This is a genomic window from Paenibacillus sp. Y301 (assembly GCF_059445505.1).
The window spans coordinates 36,595-51,135 of sequence record NZ_JCAIUL010000010.1; the positions used below are offsets into that span (position 1 = coordinate 36,595).

Sequence of the window (14,541 nt, forward strand, 5' to 3'; positions counted from 1 at the left end):
AGCTGGTAGTGTAGCGTAATGGAATAACTTTTAGAATAATGTAACCTTTATCGTGTGACAACGTTAAAATATTAGCAACATTCAGGGTTATTTCAAAAGAAATTATTAGAAAAGTGGTGTTAAATTTGGTGAGAAGGTTTTCCTTCATTATTATTGTAATAATTATTATTACAGGATGTTCTGTTTCGAACGAAGATGAACTTAACAAGTTAATAGAGAAAACACAGTCCGAAACGTTTGAGTTACTTTATCAAGAAGATGTGGAAAAAGGAATGATCGTTCTGTATAAAGACGAATCGGGATTTCGCCATGCATTCTTCTCTAATAAAAAAGAATACTGGAACACTAGTGGGAATGCCGAACTAAATCCAAAGGATGGTTTTACTTGGGGAATGACTAATGATCCTAACATTCCAATACTGACGTTTGCAGGGTTAATTAATGATGACGAAATACAAAATGTGATGGTAAGACAAAACACATTAAATCAAGAAGTAAAAATTATTTCAACAGAGCAAGGACGATATTGGTTTACCTATTTCGATTATTTGGAAGAAGCCCCTGGACAACCAGATTCCCTCAAAATTGAAGCTCTATCAGGTGATGGTGAGATAGTATGGAAAGATGGTGTATATGATGGGGAATTATATAGAGGGAAAGTTAAAAAATAAAGTAGCAAGTAGAGCTAACAGGACACGAGTTGAATAACTTTAAGAAGACCCCAGCTAGCTAGTGCAAACGGACACCTTTGTTAGTTGTGCAAGAGGATGGTATTTCTTGTTAGCATTAAACAAAATGGAGGGGATGACCGTGGATAAGAAGAAGTATTTTATGCTAATGCCACCAATGTTAATCATTGGGATGTTTATATTTTACTTAATTCCAGCAAATCAGAGACATTAAGGAAAAAATATAATTGGTTGTCATTGAACTCCCTAACGGGGAAACGATAGTTCAATAATGAGCGGGTTACCGAAAGGTATCCTTTTGATTCGACTAGCAGTCAGGATTGCTTAAATGAATATGGAATTACAATTATAATTGGGATTCATTAGGAGGGTATGAATGAAAGTAAGACTAAGCGATTTTAATGAGAATTGGGCAAAATTGTATCAAGATGAAGTTGATTTTCTAAGAACTATATTTACGGATGAAATCGTAAGTTTCGAGCATTTTGGAAGTACTTCAGTACCAGGCTTACAAGCGAAGCCTGTAATTGACATGATGTGTATTGTAAAAGACATTAACCATGTTGATACATATAACGACAAAATGAATCAGCTCGGATATGATGTGGCTGGAGATTGGGGGATCCCTGGAAGAAGGTTATTCCGAAAGGGCGGTGAAGAAAGAACCCATCACATTCATTTTTATCAAACAGATCACCCACAGATTGAACGGCATCTTATATTTAGAGACTATCTGAGATGTCATCCTGAAGAAGTAGCTAGATACAGTCGGTTTAAAGAAAAATTAGCTGAACGTTTTGAAAACACAAGTGAATATAGCCCAGCCAAAAAAACATTTGTTATGGAAATGGAACAACTTGCACTATCTTGGTACAGTAATAACCAAGAAAATGACTAACAGGAAACTTTAGTGAATAAAACACATTGATGTGCAGGAGCTACAGTAGCCTGTTGTGTTCATTGAATTAACGGGTAGGTTAGTTACGTAGGATGATATCTTCATGCGAACCATAATGGTGATCCACTAAAAAAAGGAGGGCAATGCAGAATGGAATTAAAATTTGGGGACGGTGCCATTGTTATCCCCCCTTTTTACATTACGATTATGACAATAATTATTATTTTCTTTTTAGTAAGGTGGAGCAAGCAATTAGAAACCAGACGTTTTACAGTTTTTTTTTACTTTCTGATTAGCACTTTCATTACTCCAATCTATTCTCGTAATACAACAGAAGGTGTCTTTCAGTTATGGATTCCATTGGGATTTATAGTGGTTTTCTTGTACTTGTTTCGCAGAAATCATCCATCTAAAATGAAAGCGAGTATTTTAGGACTTTCCATAGCATTATATCAGTTAATTTTACAATATGTAGGGTAGATTTTGATATTCCACCTAACGGGTGCGTTTGCTTAACAAGAGCAATCACTGCTTATCAAATACAATATATCGATACGTAAAGTAATGAAAAAAAGGATTGTGGGTGGACTTGGACTTATTGCAACTTTAATTGTGTTAATTCTATTACAAGTTCCCAATCACTTGAGATATGAGATATGAGATATGAGATAGAAGATATAATTGGAAATCCCCAAACTTATTTTTATGATGTAAAAATGGGTGTAATGCTTGATGATGTGGAAGGAGAATATGATGAAGAGATAAATTTAGATGAACATGATAATGTTAGTATCAATCTAGCTAAATATAATAAGGACAAAGTGAATGTTTTTCTCTACGGTAGATATGTAAATAATGCGGATCCTCTCGTAGTAGTTTTGAATGAAGTTGCTTATAATGGTCAACCAGAAGGTGAAATATCTAATTTTTATTCCAGTAATTATATTAACAAGCATTTTGTTATTAATATAACTAAGTTCATAAAAAAAGGCGAGAATAGGTTAGAGATCTCAACAGGTAATGTAACAGAAAGATATGATCTGCACTTTGTAAAGTGATCCAATTACGTATCTGTCCAGATTGCCGTTTGAGGCTTCACTCAATCATCTGTCGCTTAATTGGATACCTCAATAGATATCCGGATTTTTTCTGCATATAGTTAAGTAAATCCAATCCACACACATTTCAACTTAATGAACGAAAAGTAGTAAATACACCTGTAAACACACACGCAGAAAATAAGTATATCCCTGTTACGAGACAGGAATATACTTATTTTTGTTCAGGATAAAATATACTTAAACTTATCTTAAGCATTCAACTGTTGCAGGAAATCGTCTGTCGAAATTACATTGGCATACATACCGTTAAGTGCACCAACAAATGCATAATGAACCTGTTCAGCTGGAACGACTTTATCTTGAAACGGTAAGTCTCGTGTCGCACATGCATCTTCAATAAGTGTAGTTTCATAGCCAAGATCTACTGCAGCTCTGACTGTGGCATCAATACACATATGTGTCATCATACCTACAATCACTAACTTAGTTATTCCTTTTTTCTTTTAATTTGCTTTCTAACTCAGTTTTTAAAAAGCTGTTAGCGAAATTTTTGATGATAATGCTTTCTGTTTCTAATGGTTGAACAGTTGCATGTATTTCAGCCCCTACCGTGTCTGGAAGGAAGAATCCTAATGCTGGATCACTTGCGATATGCTGTATATGGCAAATATTATCCTTATAATTCTGTCTAAACCATTCAAGGACTCTCGTAGCATTAACGGCCGCTTTTTCAGGGTTCCTTAATTCCATCTTGCCATTTGGGAAATAGTCATTTTGTATATCTACGATAATTTGATGAAACACTTTTAGCTAAATAAATTCATGGTGAAAGGAATTAATAATGGAATTTGATAATATTGATTTTCAGATACTTCGGTTACTATCCAAAAACTCACGCATTCAATGGAAACACTTGGGTGAACAAATTCATATGACAGGACAAGCAGTTGGGAACCGTATAAAAAAACTAGAGGAAAGTGGCGTAATTAAGGCCTATTCTCTAATAGTTGATGAAATGAAATTAGGGCTTACTTATACAGCGTTTATCATTATTTACATGGAGACAACAAACCATGATTCATTTATACGATTAATGAACGATCGAAATGAGGTAGTGGAGGTTCACCGAGTATCCGGAGAAGGATGTTACCATTTAAAAATTAAAGTAAACTCGCAAGAAAAATTGAATAATTTACTGGATGTAATTCTGGAGTATGGGAATTATAGTGTACATTTATCGATACAAGAGATTAAACAGCAAAATCCGATGACTGCTATTGATGATAAATGATTTTCGCAAGGTCTGACCAAATAATATGAAATGCACCACCAAAAACCATAAATTACACCAGATCGCTAGTGAACCTGACGGAATCATGAATTTCGTCAGGTTCTATTCTATGTGATCTTAATTAGCTAAAAACAGTCAAGATTATTCTTGACTGTTTTTTTATGAACATGACGAATTTGTCATCTACCTATTCAACTCGTCACCCAGAACGTGCGACAAGACGGAGAGTGCAACGTACACTTAAGCTAACTCAAATTTGGGAGGTTCAACATGAATGTGGAATGAACAAGAAACAATTCATAATAAGTCTAGTAATTCCTATGGAGGTAATCAATGAGAAATTTTAATAATACATATAGTGCCATGCTAGTAGGCTCCCTTGTCATTTCGCAGTTACCCGGATACACGGCATCTGCTACATCTGGAGTCTCCGGCTATCCAAGTCCCGCGATTTCGGCTGTGACAGCTAGTACAACAAGTAATTTAGGTTCGATTAAGCTAGGTTCCAATTTTCAAGCTACACTCGAGGATGTCAATATTTGGCCACAAGCGGGGGGCAATATTCTGACATACACGCTTAACTATAACGGAGTCGTTACAAATATACGAATATAACGGTAAGGTATATGCCAAGGTTGGCATAAGTCTGACCAATAAAGGCGATAAAATACTGATAGACCCAGGATATATGGTCTATTTGTTATCTGCAGGTGGGACATCGTTTGAAATGGCACTAGATAACGCTCAAGCGATCTACAAGATTCAGCCCCAAGAGAAAAAGGTAGTCTACTATATAACAGAGATTCCTGCCTATCTCAATACGAATGATATGAAGCTACAATTTGTTCAAAAGGATGAGACATTGAAGATTGCTCTTCCCAAGTCCTCATATAACCTGCCAAGGGCAACGACTCCTGATGTAATCGTTGAGAAGGATGTTGTCAAAAAAATCATGATCAACAACAATATGATCGAAACGCAATTGAACAATGCGACCTTCGAATGAGCAAATGGAACCAATGGATATTCCTCAAACCATCCCTTTTGAAGTGACTCAAGAAACGATAACCAGTTCGGTGCAGATAAAAGGGAAGTCAGAGTACGAGCAGGAAACTCTCGTATATGCCCCCTTCGCTTCCAAGGTAACGGAATGGAAAGTTGACAATGGAGGTCAGGTAAAGAAAGGTGATGTGTTGTATATACTAGATCAATCAACGCTAAAGAATGAAATTGCCATACAAGAAGCAACGAATCGCAAGACGAAGTTGGAAGCGGAACTGAATGAATTCGTAAGCCAACAGAACGATGAGGATGCAGCTCTTGGAGTGACAGAGGCGGAACACTTAAAAGCACTTGCCGCCCAAGAGACAGGACGGTTAAATGATGAGTTAAATAAGCTGAACGCGGATATCCAGAAGCGGGAGATTGCAGAGAAGAAGGATAAGCTAAAAACAGCGGTCTACAAAGCCCCGTCAACCGGTATTTTTCTATATGACAGTACGAGTGAGCGTCCACAATCTGTTACAGACAACCAATATATTGGTAAAATTGTAGATCTAAATAAGCTTGAATTCATTGCGCTTGTGGGGGAACAAGATATTTTTCGTATTAAAGAAGGTTGATGTAACAATGAGCGCGTTGAAAGAATTAGAACTGTCTGGAGAGGTGGGTAAGGTATCTAAATTTGCTGTGACCGCTTCAGGCGAGAATAATCCAAATGCAGTTGCCCAATTTGAAGTCATTATCACCCTTCAACCTAACGAGCATCTTATGGGTGGACTTAGCTTAAATGGTGAAATTGAGACCGTCCGAAAAGAGAAGGCCACCGTTGTATCTAATATTCCAATTATACGTGAGGGAGACTTAACTTACGTTATGCTGGACATGGGCAACGGTCAATATGAGCGTAGAGATATTGAGATTGGACTAGAAACAGCAGACAAGACAGAGATACTCTCAGGTCTAAACGTTGGGGATACGATTGTGTTGCAATAAGTAATCAATCTACATAAAAGAAGAATCTGCACTTATTGCGGGTTCTTCTTGGTTCAATAAGTACTTCCTTATGAAACGCACCTACTAATCAGTAAACAAAATCAAGAGTTTTCGTGGGTTTTGTTTTAACGAAACATATTTATAACCCTCGAAACATGTTCAACATCGGCAAAAGGAACCCATGTAGAACCTTCCTTCGTTCTGATCTTCGCACGACTAGAAGCGGTGAATGCTTCTGCCACTCCAGTTATTATCTCTCCATTATAGAGCTTAACAGCGACTTTCTGATTACTTGCTACAGCTAAAAGCAATTCACCTTTCACATTCATCTAATCCCTCCACTCGTTTATTCATTATCTTATTCTCCATTCCATTAGAATAGCCTTCCTAAGTTAGTATAGTTGTGGAGGTGATTATTATATTGAGTTAGAAGTACTATTAAAGAAAGCAGTTTATACTTTTACTTAAGTGATTTCAGAAATGGGGAATTCTGTGATGGGGTACATTATTAAATACGATGACAGTGATGACAATTTTGAAAGCAAGGAACTTAGATTCAGCATAAGATCCTCTGCTGAGGATGAAGCAGAAAAACTTCGTGAGTATGGACATGCGAATGTAGTCGTAGACAGTAGTTCCGAAGGTAACACTATAGGGTCAATTATACATGTACTTGGTATTTTAGTTATTTTTGTAGGAGTAGTGGTTGGGCTCGTACAAGGTATTACTAGTTCTGAATACACTTTGCTTTTCACTCTGTATTGGTGGATTAGTGCATTGATAGCAGGGATGATGCTGATTGGATTTGCTGAAATCATCAAACTATTAGATCAAATCAATAAGAAGATGAAAAAATATAAGTAAATATTATCCACTTGATCTAATGGGACACGATAGTTCAAGCAATCAAGGAGTAGTTTGCCACGGCACCATCTCGTTAAGCTAACATTGTGGTGGTAATTTCGCTAAATAACGTTTTCAATTCTCATATCATTTCAATTGATTTGAACTACATAGATCATATGGGTTATTCTAATATATGGAATTCATTATTTGATTAAAGATAGAGGAGAGGATACAAAGATGGATATGACTCTTTTGAAACAGCTCACTCTTTGGCATAATAAGAGCCAGTATAAGAAAATTGTTAACAAAATTATGGAAATACCCGAAGCAGACAGGGACTATGACTTAGTTTGCCATTTGGCAAGAGCATTGAATAATCAAGACAGTTATGATGAAGCTATCAAATATTTTTTATCGGTGCATGAGCAAGGCAAGCACGACCCTCTTTGGCATTTCCGAATAGGATATGCTTATTATTACCTTAAACAGTATAAGGAAGCGATCGTTGCTTTTGAACACACGGTAGCATTAGATCCTGAAGATTCACATGGCAGGACGTTTTTAGAAATGAGCCTCAACGCCGCTTCTAGATCAGGAAATGACACCATCCAGTTAGTGAATGTTGAAAAGGAGATGAGGATTGGGACTGACCCCCGCTTGTTAGAAATTGAAGAAAAAATAAACCCATTTGGGCTAGTTGCGCATAATAATGGAAGCATATCTATGATTTTAGGTGTCGGTAAATATAAGCATGAAATTTTTCAAACACGAGCTGAAGAAGGAGTTGAGGGCAATGGCTATGATTGGGGTTCATTAGCAGCCGTGTTTCTTGAAGAAAAAATGCCTCACTTAGTTGATATCATACGATTTGACCCGGAAGCTGATACGTTCTGCATTTATACAGACAATAAAGAAGCCCTATTTAGTTTTGCAATCGCCTTTAAGGAAGCATGTGAAGATGACTCATTAATGAAAGATCTATTTTCACGAGCTGTATTAGATTGATTGGAAATATTAAGGTACAACAGTTTCCTTTGTTGCATCGAAATGACATAACTTCATAAGGAGAGGTCACTGAATAAAATGAGGAATAAATCAAAAATAACTCGGGTAGTATGGATTTTTGCAGTATTTATTATAGTGACTTTAGTTAGTTTGTTAATACATAGATTTGAATCCAATTTAGGCTCTTATACGATATCCTATGGAAATACTATACATGTAGAAATCAATATAGATGGACTTCATAAAGAAAATAGTGTAAACCTTTTGATAATCAACGGTAGTACAATAAGTAAATATCCATTTGATAAAGGAAACAAAGAATACACGTATTCAAAAAACTTGGATATAGGATCAATAGATTTAAAACAATATGAGATATTAGTAGAATGGACTTCAAACAATAAAAGACATATTGAATATCTAAGAACAAAAACAGATTAAAATATATATTAGGTCGTCGGTAATGTGCGAACGTTAGAGGAAGTACTGGCAAACATTTTGAATGGAGAGATAAGATGAATAGATGTTCCATCTGTGATGATCAATTAGCTTTTATTAATTCAAACGATCCGCTTAATTGGCTACTCTTGATAAGATGTAACTTTTGTGGATTTATGAATAACTGATACTGCAATTGGTAATTTAAACAATCCAGAGTATGCTTTTCAAAAACCAAAGATATCAGTATTTATTAGGAGTAGAATGTTACTTGATTTGCCTGTTCTGAGGATCCAATCTAAGAGTATAACAATATAATAACCTTGCAATTAAGTGAGGGATATTTGACTGAAGCGACTTGTAAGTTCAATGAGCCATTGACAGATAAAGAAATTGAGCAATATATACAGAAATTAGGTTATGATCTTCCGAGTGACTACAAAGCTTTCTTAAGAATTTGCAATGGTTGTTATTTGTTTGACCATCCAATCTATGGGGGAGAATCATATTTATATAAACTTGATGACATTATGTCATTTACGTATGAGGAACCATCTGAAGGATATTTGAAAATTGGCTACTTTTATCAAGATAATATAGTTATAGATTTAAAGAAGTATAGGGAAGGACAGAAAAACTATTTATTAGTTAAAGGACATATTGAACATTTTAATGAAGCAAGAGAGTTAAACATGAATTTTGAATTATGGTTCGATAGGTTTATCGTGAGTCAAGGTTCAAAGTTTTGGACATGGTCCATATATACAACTAATTAAGATAGGACTGTTTTTCGAAGAAGCCTGCCACATCTGATAACAAAACATTTCTACTTCCTCGCTAACGCTCCTTGGTCATGATTTTGGAGTTATATAAGTGTAAGGGGATGATTATGTGACTATAGAGATTTCAGTGGAAAAAGCTCACTCGCAAGGAATTGAGACCAGACATGACCTGACCTGGTGGAAAATGGAAAACGAAGATATAGTTTAATATGTAACGACGACGGTAGTGCTTCAATCTGGTTGGATCGCATATGCAGAGTACAGGGAAGGTCAACCGCATGTAGAGATTATTAGGCAGGGTAAAAGCATCAATGTTGTTAAACATCACATTTTTATGCCTTCCAATAGCTTAATACATACGATATACGAAAGGCAGGATAGTTGAGCATTTATATTGAATTTTAATACGGAAGAAAACACTTAGTGAGGTGAAAATATGAATAGCGAAGTGATATTGCGAGACGTGAATAAAGATGACTTGCCGATATTTTTTGAGCAACAATTGGACAACACCTCCAACTATATGGTGCCTTTACTGCCAAAGATCCAACGGACATGATTGCCTTTATGACTCACTGGCAAAAGATATTAGACGACGATCGAATTATAAAAAAGACCGTACTCTTTAACGATCAAGTAGCGTCCTTTATTTGCTCGTGCAGTGAAAGATAATACAGCTTCTATTCGGGTATTGGAAAACTGCGGGTTTAAGATTTGTGGTGAAGACAAGGGGTTTTCCAATGCACGTGCTGAGGAAGTCGAAGAATATGTTTTAAAGTTGAATAGAGACAATCTTTTATGATATTCCAGACACTAGGGACAGAGAAAAGGAATTTGAACGTGGACTCAAATATTCTAAAGAGCAAGTCTACAACATGATAAAAGAAGCATTTGATATAATCATTCAATATCTCGAACACCTTAAATCAAACCCTGAATTGTTGTTATCACAACCGTTTATCAATCGTCCACCTTTTACATATAGCCAAGTAAACAATGAGACAACGGTTCTTAATCTAATGATAGCAATGATCAGAGAAATACATTATCACACCGGGCAAATAATATATGAAGCAAAGATTAGAAAGGGACAACTTGTATGGAATTATGACTAATATAAAAGTGCTTAAATGTGAAAGTGTTTCCAAGAAGGCAGTAACATCCTATAACATCATATCTACACTGCGGGCCATTCGACCCTTGTTCTAAGAATAGAAGTGACTCAGTGCACAACCCTGCGAGGCTAAGTCCGTCGGGTCCGGAGCGTTTGCGCCTTAGTTATAGGATATCGCCGAAAATAATAGAGGTGAAGGTATCCCCATGAAGCGAATAATTGTTATAGGTTCTACTGGATCAGGGAAAACGACCCTGTCTCAATTTTTAAGTCAAAATCTTAATTTGCCAATTTATCATCTGGATTTTTTGTATTGGAAAACGAATTGGTCTCCAACTGATACGGATGAATGGAAAGACATTATTACTAATCTTGTTAAAGAAGAAGAGTGGATCATTGATGGCAACTATACAAGTACATTAGAGATAAGAATCAAAAGAGCAGATACTATTATCCTGCTTAACTTGCCTAGATTACAGAGGGTGTTTCGTGTAATAAAAAGAAGAATAACTAACATCGGTAACCAACGGACTGATATAAGAAATAAAGAGCAGATAAATATTAGTTTATTAAAATCATTATGGATTTTTGATAAGAAGAGGAAACCTGAAAAAATGCAAATTTTGGATAAATATAAAGATGAAAAGGAAATTATAATTATTGAGAACAGTGGTCAACTCAGAGAGTATTATAGAAAATTGGATTGATAACACAAGAAGTCGGCGACATCTTATAACACGGCATATCAAAAAAAGTAGTACAGTAAAACAGCTTCGTGTTTTTCTTCCGGCAATCTGTGCAGGGCTTCGGCAAGCAGCTTGCCGTGATTTCCTTTCCTGCCACACAAAAGGTAGGTTCAGCTTCATCATCAGCAAAGTAGCTGTCATAGGTAGTAAAGCTACTTTTCCTCTTGCGGGGACAGGTCGAATATATTTCCTATCGTGTATCATTCAAACAAATAATTTTACTACCTTTACTTTCATAATAACGTAGCATTTCGTCAATTTTCCTTTTATCATAACTGGTAATGCAATCTGATAGGACATTAACGCCATAAGTTGCTTTGCGTAAGTTGTAACAGGTTGATTTAACACAAGCAACAGCATCTGCCCCTGCAATATAGAAATCACATATTTCATTTTTACTAATAAAGTCTGTAAATTCTTCACAGCTTAATGCGTTTCCTTTGTATTTTGTAAAAACATTTTTTGATACTATTTTCAAGTCTGAAGCTAATTCAGACCCATATGTATTGGGTTTAAGAGTCCTCGTGCCGGTTGATAGATTTTCATGCCTTATATAAATAACATGAATATTATTATTGACTGCCCAATCAATAGCTTCATTGATATTGCCAATAACATCCTTGTAATTCTTTGTTATGTCATTTTGAATATCAATTATTACTAAGGCTTTTTTCTGCATAGTGTTTCCTCCTGATAAGTAGATTGATTTGTTTTCTTTTTTATATTACCTTGTAATTGTTGACAACAGTATGGCAACAATCTAGGATGATAACAAGAATTTTTGGAAGGCGGCTATTAGATGAAAGTTGACAGGCTTGTTAGCATTATTATGATACTCCTTGATAAAAAGCGTATAGGTGCACAGGAGTTAGCAGATATGTTTGAAGTTTCACCCCGCACAATCTATCGAGACATAGACACTATCAACATGGCGGGTATTCCTGTTCGCTCAACATCGGGAGTGGGCGGCGGCTTTGAAATCATGCAGAAATACAAGATTGATAGAAAGGTTTTTTCGGCTACCGACCTTTCAGCGATCTTGATGGGGCTTTCCACTCTTTCCAACATGATACGAGGTGATGAACTGGTAAACGCCCTTGCGAAAGTCAAGAGTTTTATCCCCGCAGACAGGGCGAAAGACATTGAATTAAATGCAAATCAAATACATATAGATTTAAGTCCCTGGATGGGCAACAGAAACATACAACCATATTTAGAAATTATCAAAACAGCTTTACAGGAAAGCAAGCTACTTTCGTTTGAATATGCAGACCGCTATAGAAATAAAACTGCACGAACAGCAGAGCCGTATCAGCTTGTATTGAAAAGTAATCATTGGTATTGGCAAGGGTATTGCCATAAAAGGAATGATTTTCGTTTATTTAAACTATCCCGCACATCAAATCTACAAATACAGGAGGAATTTTTTACGCCACGAGATTATCAAAAACCGGAGTTAGATTTTACTGATATTTTGGCAAATATGCAAACAAAAATCAAAATTCGAATTCATCAATCTGTCATGGACAGGGTACTTGATTATTGCACTTATGAACACTTTTCGCCAGACGGTGATGAGCATTGCATTGTTAGTTTTCCTTTCATAGAGAACGAATACTACTACAATATTCTTATCAGTTTTGGGGATAAATGCGAGTGTTTAGAGCCGTTACATATCCGCACAGAAATGAAGCGTAGAATACATGATATAGCTACCATATACGAAAGTTAATAGATGGAGTAAGCCGAATACATTCAACTAGCTAAGTCTTGACCACATATTTCTCTCCCTCGGAGAGTATGTCGGCTAATTATGGGGAATTTTCAACTGCTGATATTAGGTATTGTACAATTGATGTTCAAAGCTTATGCTATGTACTATGGGATCTTGTTGCTAATGGTAGAACAGGTTAGACTGTCTCGATTATTTATGGAACACTCCCCTTGACAATTTCTTGGTTATGCACTGCGTAGGATCCTTCGTCACTGGTATAGCACCTTCTTCATTATTTATGTAGTCGAGATGAAACTAGCTTCGCAAAAGATAGTTAATGCGGATCTCATATATATTCGCTCCCAAATGTGCAGTGTTAGTGTGGTGAAACAACTAGACTCTATAGATTACTAAATATGATATCCAACAACTAAACCCTTATTGATAAGGGTTTTTCTTATTTCTAGTGTGAAATCCTATAATTAAGAGTTACAAATTTTTAGTAATTAATCATAATATATGTAAAATTATAATTGACCAACATTCAAGCCGAATGGTACGATATGTATAAAAAGGATATAGAAAGGAATCTTACTTTGGGAGATTTAGATCTGAAAGATATTGACAATCTTGACTCACTAACAAAGATGCTTAAAGGGGCATTTGCGATTGATGCTTATAAACACATGATTGAGATAGCTGACAAGCTCTATACTCAGGCTTACAAAGCATTACAAGTGTTAAACGATAAGAGCGTACCACATCTGCACATATTTGAACGAAACATTGTATATTACATTGGTTTTAGTCAGTTGTCGAAAGGGATCGCTCTACAAAAAACTAATAAACTAGAAGAGTCAAAAAGGTGTATTGAGAAGTACAATAATTTAGACTTGGTCAATGGTGTGGAACAGGAAGGACAACAAACGATTGATTATTTCAAGGTACTTGCTAGAGCAAATACATACACAATAGATTTATTGCAGGGAAAAGAAGAGGTGATGGAAGAGTACGTCAACTTTATCAAAGAAGGCAAGAATGATGAGTTGCTCCCAGGCCTTATCACTATTTTAGAATCTGCGATAATGCACAACTTTAATATCTCTCACATTTTAACTGAACTAGGGGAGAAGATCGATAAGAGTATAGACGCTAAGGAAACACGAGAGAATAAACGTTATTATGTAGATTACCTGTATCTCTTATCATTGTACAAGTTTAAAGAAGGAGATCACAAAACTGCCATTAACATCATTCTAGATATTTTGGTAACTTCTGATAGGGTTAAGGATGACACAGGATTCAAAAAAATATGCGTTCTGTTTGAAAATTTTAGATTGCATGCTTCACAAAGTCAGCTACAAGACTATTCATCAATACTAAGACAAATTTTGAAAGGGGATTTTGAAAATGAAAAAAGTATTCAAGGCATTATGTTTGATGGTAGTCGCATTGTTAGTATCTGTCCCTAATCCTGATTTAATTATTACGTTATTAAACCATGGAATGAACTTTTAGAATACTATTACTGCTTAATGAACAATAGTCGCCCTACGGAACCCTTATGTTTTGGAAGGGCGATTTGTGTCACTTATGAGGTGTAAGAGGAAAAGAATATAGCCCGATTAATATCCGCGTTAATCGCGGTTTTTTTGTTTTAATCGCCGTTTGAGGCCAATAATATAGTCCGAATGTCGATAGAGATAAAATGTACTATTACGCTTTATATTTAGAGGCTCCTTCTAGGAAAGCAATTATATTGATCTTTTTATAGCTCATTGCATAAAACCAAAAAAATATTATAGCTATGTCGGATGATAAAACTATGTACCGCTAAACGAATTAGGTCAAGAATGAGTTCCAGTGGTCGTTGATAATTAAGTTAACGGGCAATTTACCTTAATAGTAATGTCCATAGTATGGATTATATGGTAAGTTAAATAGAGATGTTTAGGCGGTAAT

Annotated in this window: 19 protein-coding genes and 2 pseudogenes; 18 read left to right on the forward strand and 3 right to left on the reverse strand. The window is 35.7% G+C overall.

Features of this window, described 5'->3' with window-relative positions:
- Positions 1 to 128 precede the first annotated feature (128 nt).
- The 5 genes from AC1D69_RS17280 (at position 129) to AC1D69_RS17300 (ending at position 2,645) form a co-directional block, all read left to right on the forward strand.
- The gene (locus AC1D69_RS17280) at positions 129 to 671 is read left to right on the forward strand and encodes a hypothetical protein (RefSeq protein WP_495457391.1); all 543 of its coding nucleotides are present in this window, start codon (positions 129 to 131) and stop codon (positions 669 to 671) included.
- A 106-nt stretch (positions 672 to 777) separates the two neighbouring features.
- Entirely contained in the window at positions 778 to 903 is a 126-nt protein-coding gene (locus tag AC1D69_RS17285) for a hypothetical protein (RefSeq protein WP_495457392.1), read from the forward strand.
- Positions 904 to 1,065: 162 nt separating this feature from the next.
- Positions 1,066 to 1,587, forward strand: coding sequence for a GrpB family protein (locus AC1D69_RS17290; protein ID WP_495457393.1), 522 nt, complete (start codon positions 1,066 to 1,068; stop codon positions 1,585 to 1,587).
- A gap of 150 nt (positions 1,588 to 1,737) precedes the next feature.
- On the forward strand, positions 1,738 to 2,067 hold the full coding sequence (locus AC1D69_RS17295; protein WP_495457394.1) for a hypothetical protein: 330 nt from the start codon (positions 1,738 to 1,740) through the stop codon (positions 2,065 to 2,067).
- Positions 2,068 to 2,243: 176 nt separating this feature from the next.
- Positions 2,244 to 2,645: a hypothetical protein gene (locus tag AC1D69_RS17300; RefSeq protein ID WP_495457395.1), complete on the forward strand. Its 402-nt coding sequence runs from the start codon at positions 2,244 to 2,246 to the stop codon at positions 2,643 to 2,645.
- Between the two features lie 251 nt (positions 2,646 to 2,896).
- On the opposite strand, the pseudogene AC1D69_RS17305 reads toward AC1D69_RS17300, so the two are convergent.
- A pseudogene (locus AC1D69_RS17305) lies at positions 2,897 to 3,398 on the reverse strand (cysteine hydrolase family protein).
- Between the two features lie 91 nt (positions 3,399 to 3,489).
- Between AC1D69_RS17305 and AC1D69_RS17310 the strand changes: the two are divergent.
- The 5 genes from AC1D69_RS17310 (at position 3,490) to AC1D69_RS17330 (ending at position 5,934) form a co-directional block, all read left to right on the forward strand.
- Positions 3,490 to 3,939 (forward strand): Lrp/AsnC family transcriptional regulator, encoded by a 450-nt coding sequence (locus tag AC1D69_RS17310; protein WP_495457396.1) that lies wholly within the window; start codon positions 3,490 to 3,492, stop codon positions 3,937 to 3,939.
- A 333-nt stretch (positions 3,940 to 4,272) separates the two neighbouring features.
- On the forward strand, positions 4,273 to 4,554 hold the full coding sequence (locus AC1D69_RS17315) for a hypothetical protein (protein WP_495457397.1): 282 nt from the start codon (positions 4,273 to 4,275) through the stop codon (positions 4,552 to 4,554).
- Between the two features lie 73 nt (positions 4,555 to 4,627).
- Positions 4,628 to 4,945: a hypothetical protein gene (locus AC1D69_RS17320; protein ID WP_495457398.1), complete on the forward strand. Its 318-nt coding sequence runs from the start codon at positions 4,628 to 4,630 to the stop codon at positions 4,943 to 4,945.
- Positions 4,929 to 5,561 (forward strand): efflux RND transporter periplasmic adaptor subunit, encoded by a 633-nt coding sequence (locus AC1D69_RS17325; protein WP_495457399.1) that lies wholly within the window; start codon positions 4,929 to 4,931, stop codon positions 5,559 to 5,561. Before AC1D69_RS17320 ends, AC1D69_RS17325 begins: the two co-directional genes overlap by 17 nt.
- A gap of 7 nt (positions 5,562 to 5,568) precedes the next feature.
- Positions 5,569 to 5,934 (forward strand): permuted SH3 domain-containing protein, encoded by a 366-nt coding sequence (locus AC1D69_RS17330; protein WP_495457400.1) that lies wholly within the window; start codon positions 5,569 to 5,571, stop codon positions 5,932 to 5,934.
- A gap of 125 nt (positions 5,935 to 6,059) precedes the next feature.
- On the opposite strand, the gene AC1D69_RS17335 is transcribed toward AC1D69_RS17330, so the two are convergent.
- Positions 6,060 to 6,263: a hypothetical protein gene (locus AC1D69_RS17335; RefSeq protein ID WP_495457401.1), complete on the reverse strand. Its 204-nt coding sequence runs from the start codon at positions 6,261 to 6,263 to the stop codon at positions 6,060 to 6,062.
- A gap of 166 nt (positions 6,264 to 6,429) precedes the next feature.
- Here AC1D69_RS17335 and AC1D69_RS17340 point away from each other — a divergent pair, with 166 nt between their 5' ends.
- From AC1D69_RS17340 to AC1D69_RS17365, 6 genes and pseudogenes are all read left to right on the forward strand, one after another.
- Positions 6,430 to 6,798: a hypothetical protein gene (locus AC1D69_RS17340; protein ID WP_495457402.1), complete on the forward strand. Its 369-nt coding sequence runs from the start codon at positions 6,430 to 6,432 to the stop codon at positions 6,796 to 6,798.
- A gap of 219 nt (positions 6,799 to 7,017) precedes the next feature.
- Positions 7,018 to 7,785: an Imm51 family immunity protein gene (locus AC1D69_RS17345; RefSeq protein ID WP_495457403.1), complete on the forward strand. Its 768-nt coding sequence runs from the start codon at positions 7,018 to 7,020 to the stop codon at positions 7,783 to 7,785.
- A gap of 78 nt (positions 7,786 to 7,863) precedes the next feature.
- Positions 7,864 to 8,226, forward strand: coding sequence for a hypothetical protein (locus AC1D69_RS17350; protein ID WP_495457404.1), 363 nt, complete (start codon positions 7,864 to 7,866; stop codon positions 8,224 to 8,226).
- A 320-nt stretch (positions 8,227 to 8,546) separates the two neighbouring features.
- Positions 8,547 to 8,999 carry an SMI1/KNR4 family protein gene (locus AC1D69_RS17355; RefSeq protein ID WP_495457405.1) on the forward strand — a complete coding sequence of 151 codons (453 nt, stop codon included), beginning with the start codon at positions 8,547 to 8,549 and terminating at the stop codon, positions 8,997 to 8,999.
- A gap of 442 nt (positions 9,000 to 9,441) precedes the next feature.
- Positions 9,442 to 9,807 (forward strand): annotated as a pseudogene (locus AC1D69_RS17360) (GNAT family N-acetyltransferase).
- A 518-nt stretch (positions 9,808 to 10,325) separates the two neighbouring features.
- Positions 10,326 to 10,826 (forward strand): EutP/PduV family microcompartment system protein, encoded by a 501-nt coding sequence (locus AC1D69_RS17365; RefSeq protein ID WP_495457406.1) that lies wholly within the window; start codon positions 10,326 to 10,328, stop codon positions 10,824 to 10,826.
- A gap of 229 nt (positions 10,827 to 11,055) precedes the next feature.
- On the opposite strand, the gene AC1D69_RS17370 is transcribed toward AC1D69_RS17365, so the two are convergent.
- Complete coding sequence (locus AC1D69_RS17370; protein ID WP_495457407.1) at positions 11,056 to 11,544, reverse strand: cysteine hydrolase family protein; 489 nt, start codon at positions 11,542 to 11,544, stop codon at positions 11,056 to 11,058.
- A gap of 120 nt (positions 11,545 to 11,664) precedes the next feature.
- On the opposite strand from AC1D69_RS17370, the gene AC1D69_RS17375 reads away from it, so the two are divergent.
- The gene (locus AC1D69_RS17375; RefSeq protein WP_495457408.1) at positions 11,665 to 12,597 is read left to right on the forward strand and encodes a helix-turn-helix transcriptional regulator; all 933 of its coding nucleotides are present in this window, start codon (positions 11,665 to 11,667) and stop codon (positions 12,595 to 12,597) included.
- Positions 12,598 to 13,142: 545 nt separating this feature from the next.
- The gene (locus AC1D69_RS17380; RefSeq protein ID WP_495457409.1) at positions 13,143 to 14,051 is read left to right on the forward strand and encodes a DNA-binding protein; all 909 of its coding nucleotides are present in this window, start codon (positions 13,143 to 13,145) and stop codon (positions 14,049 to 14,051) included.
- The last annotated feature ends 490 nt before the right edge of the window (positions 14,052 to 14,541 follow it).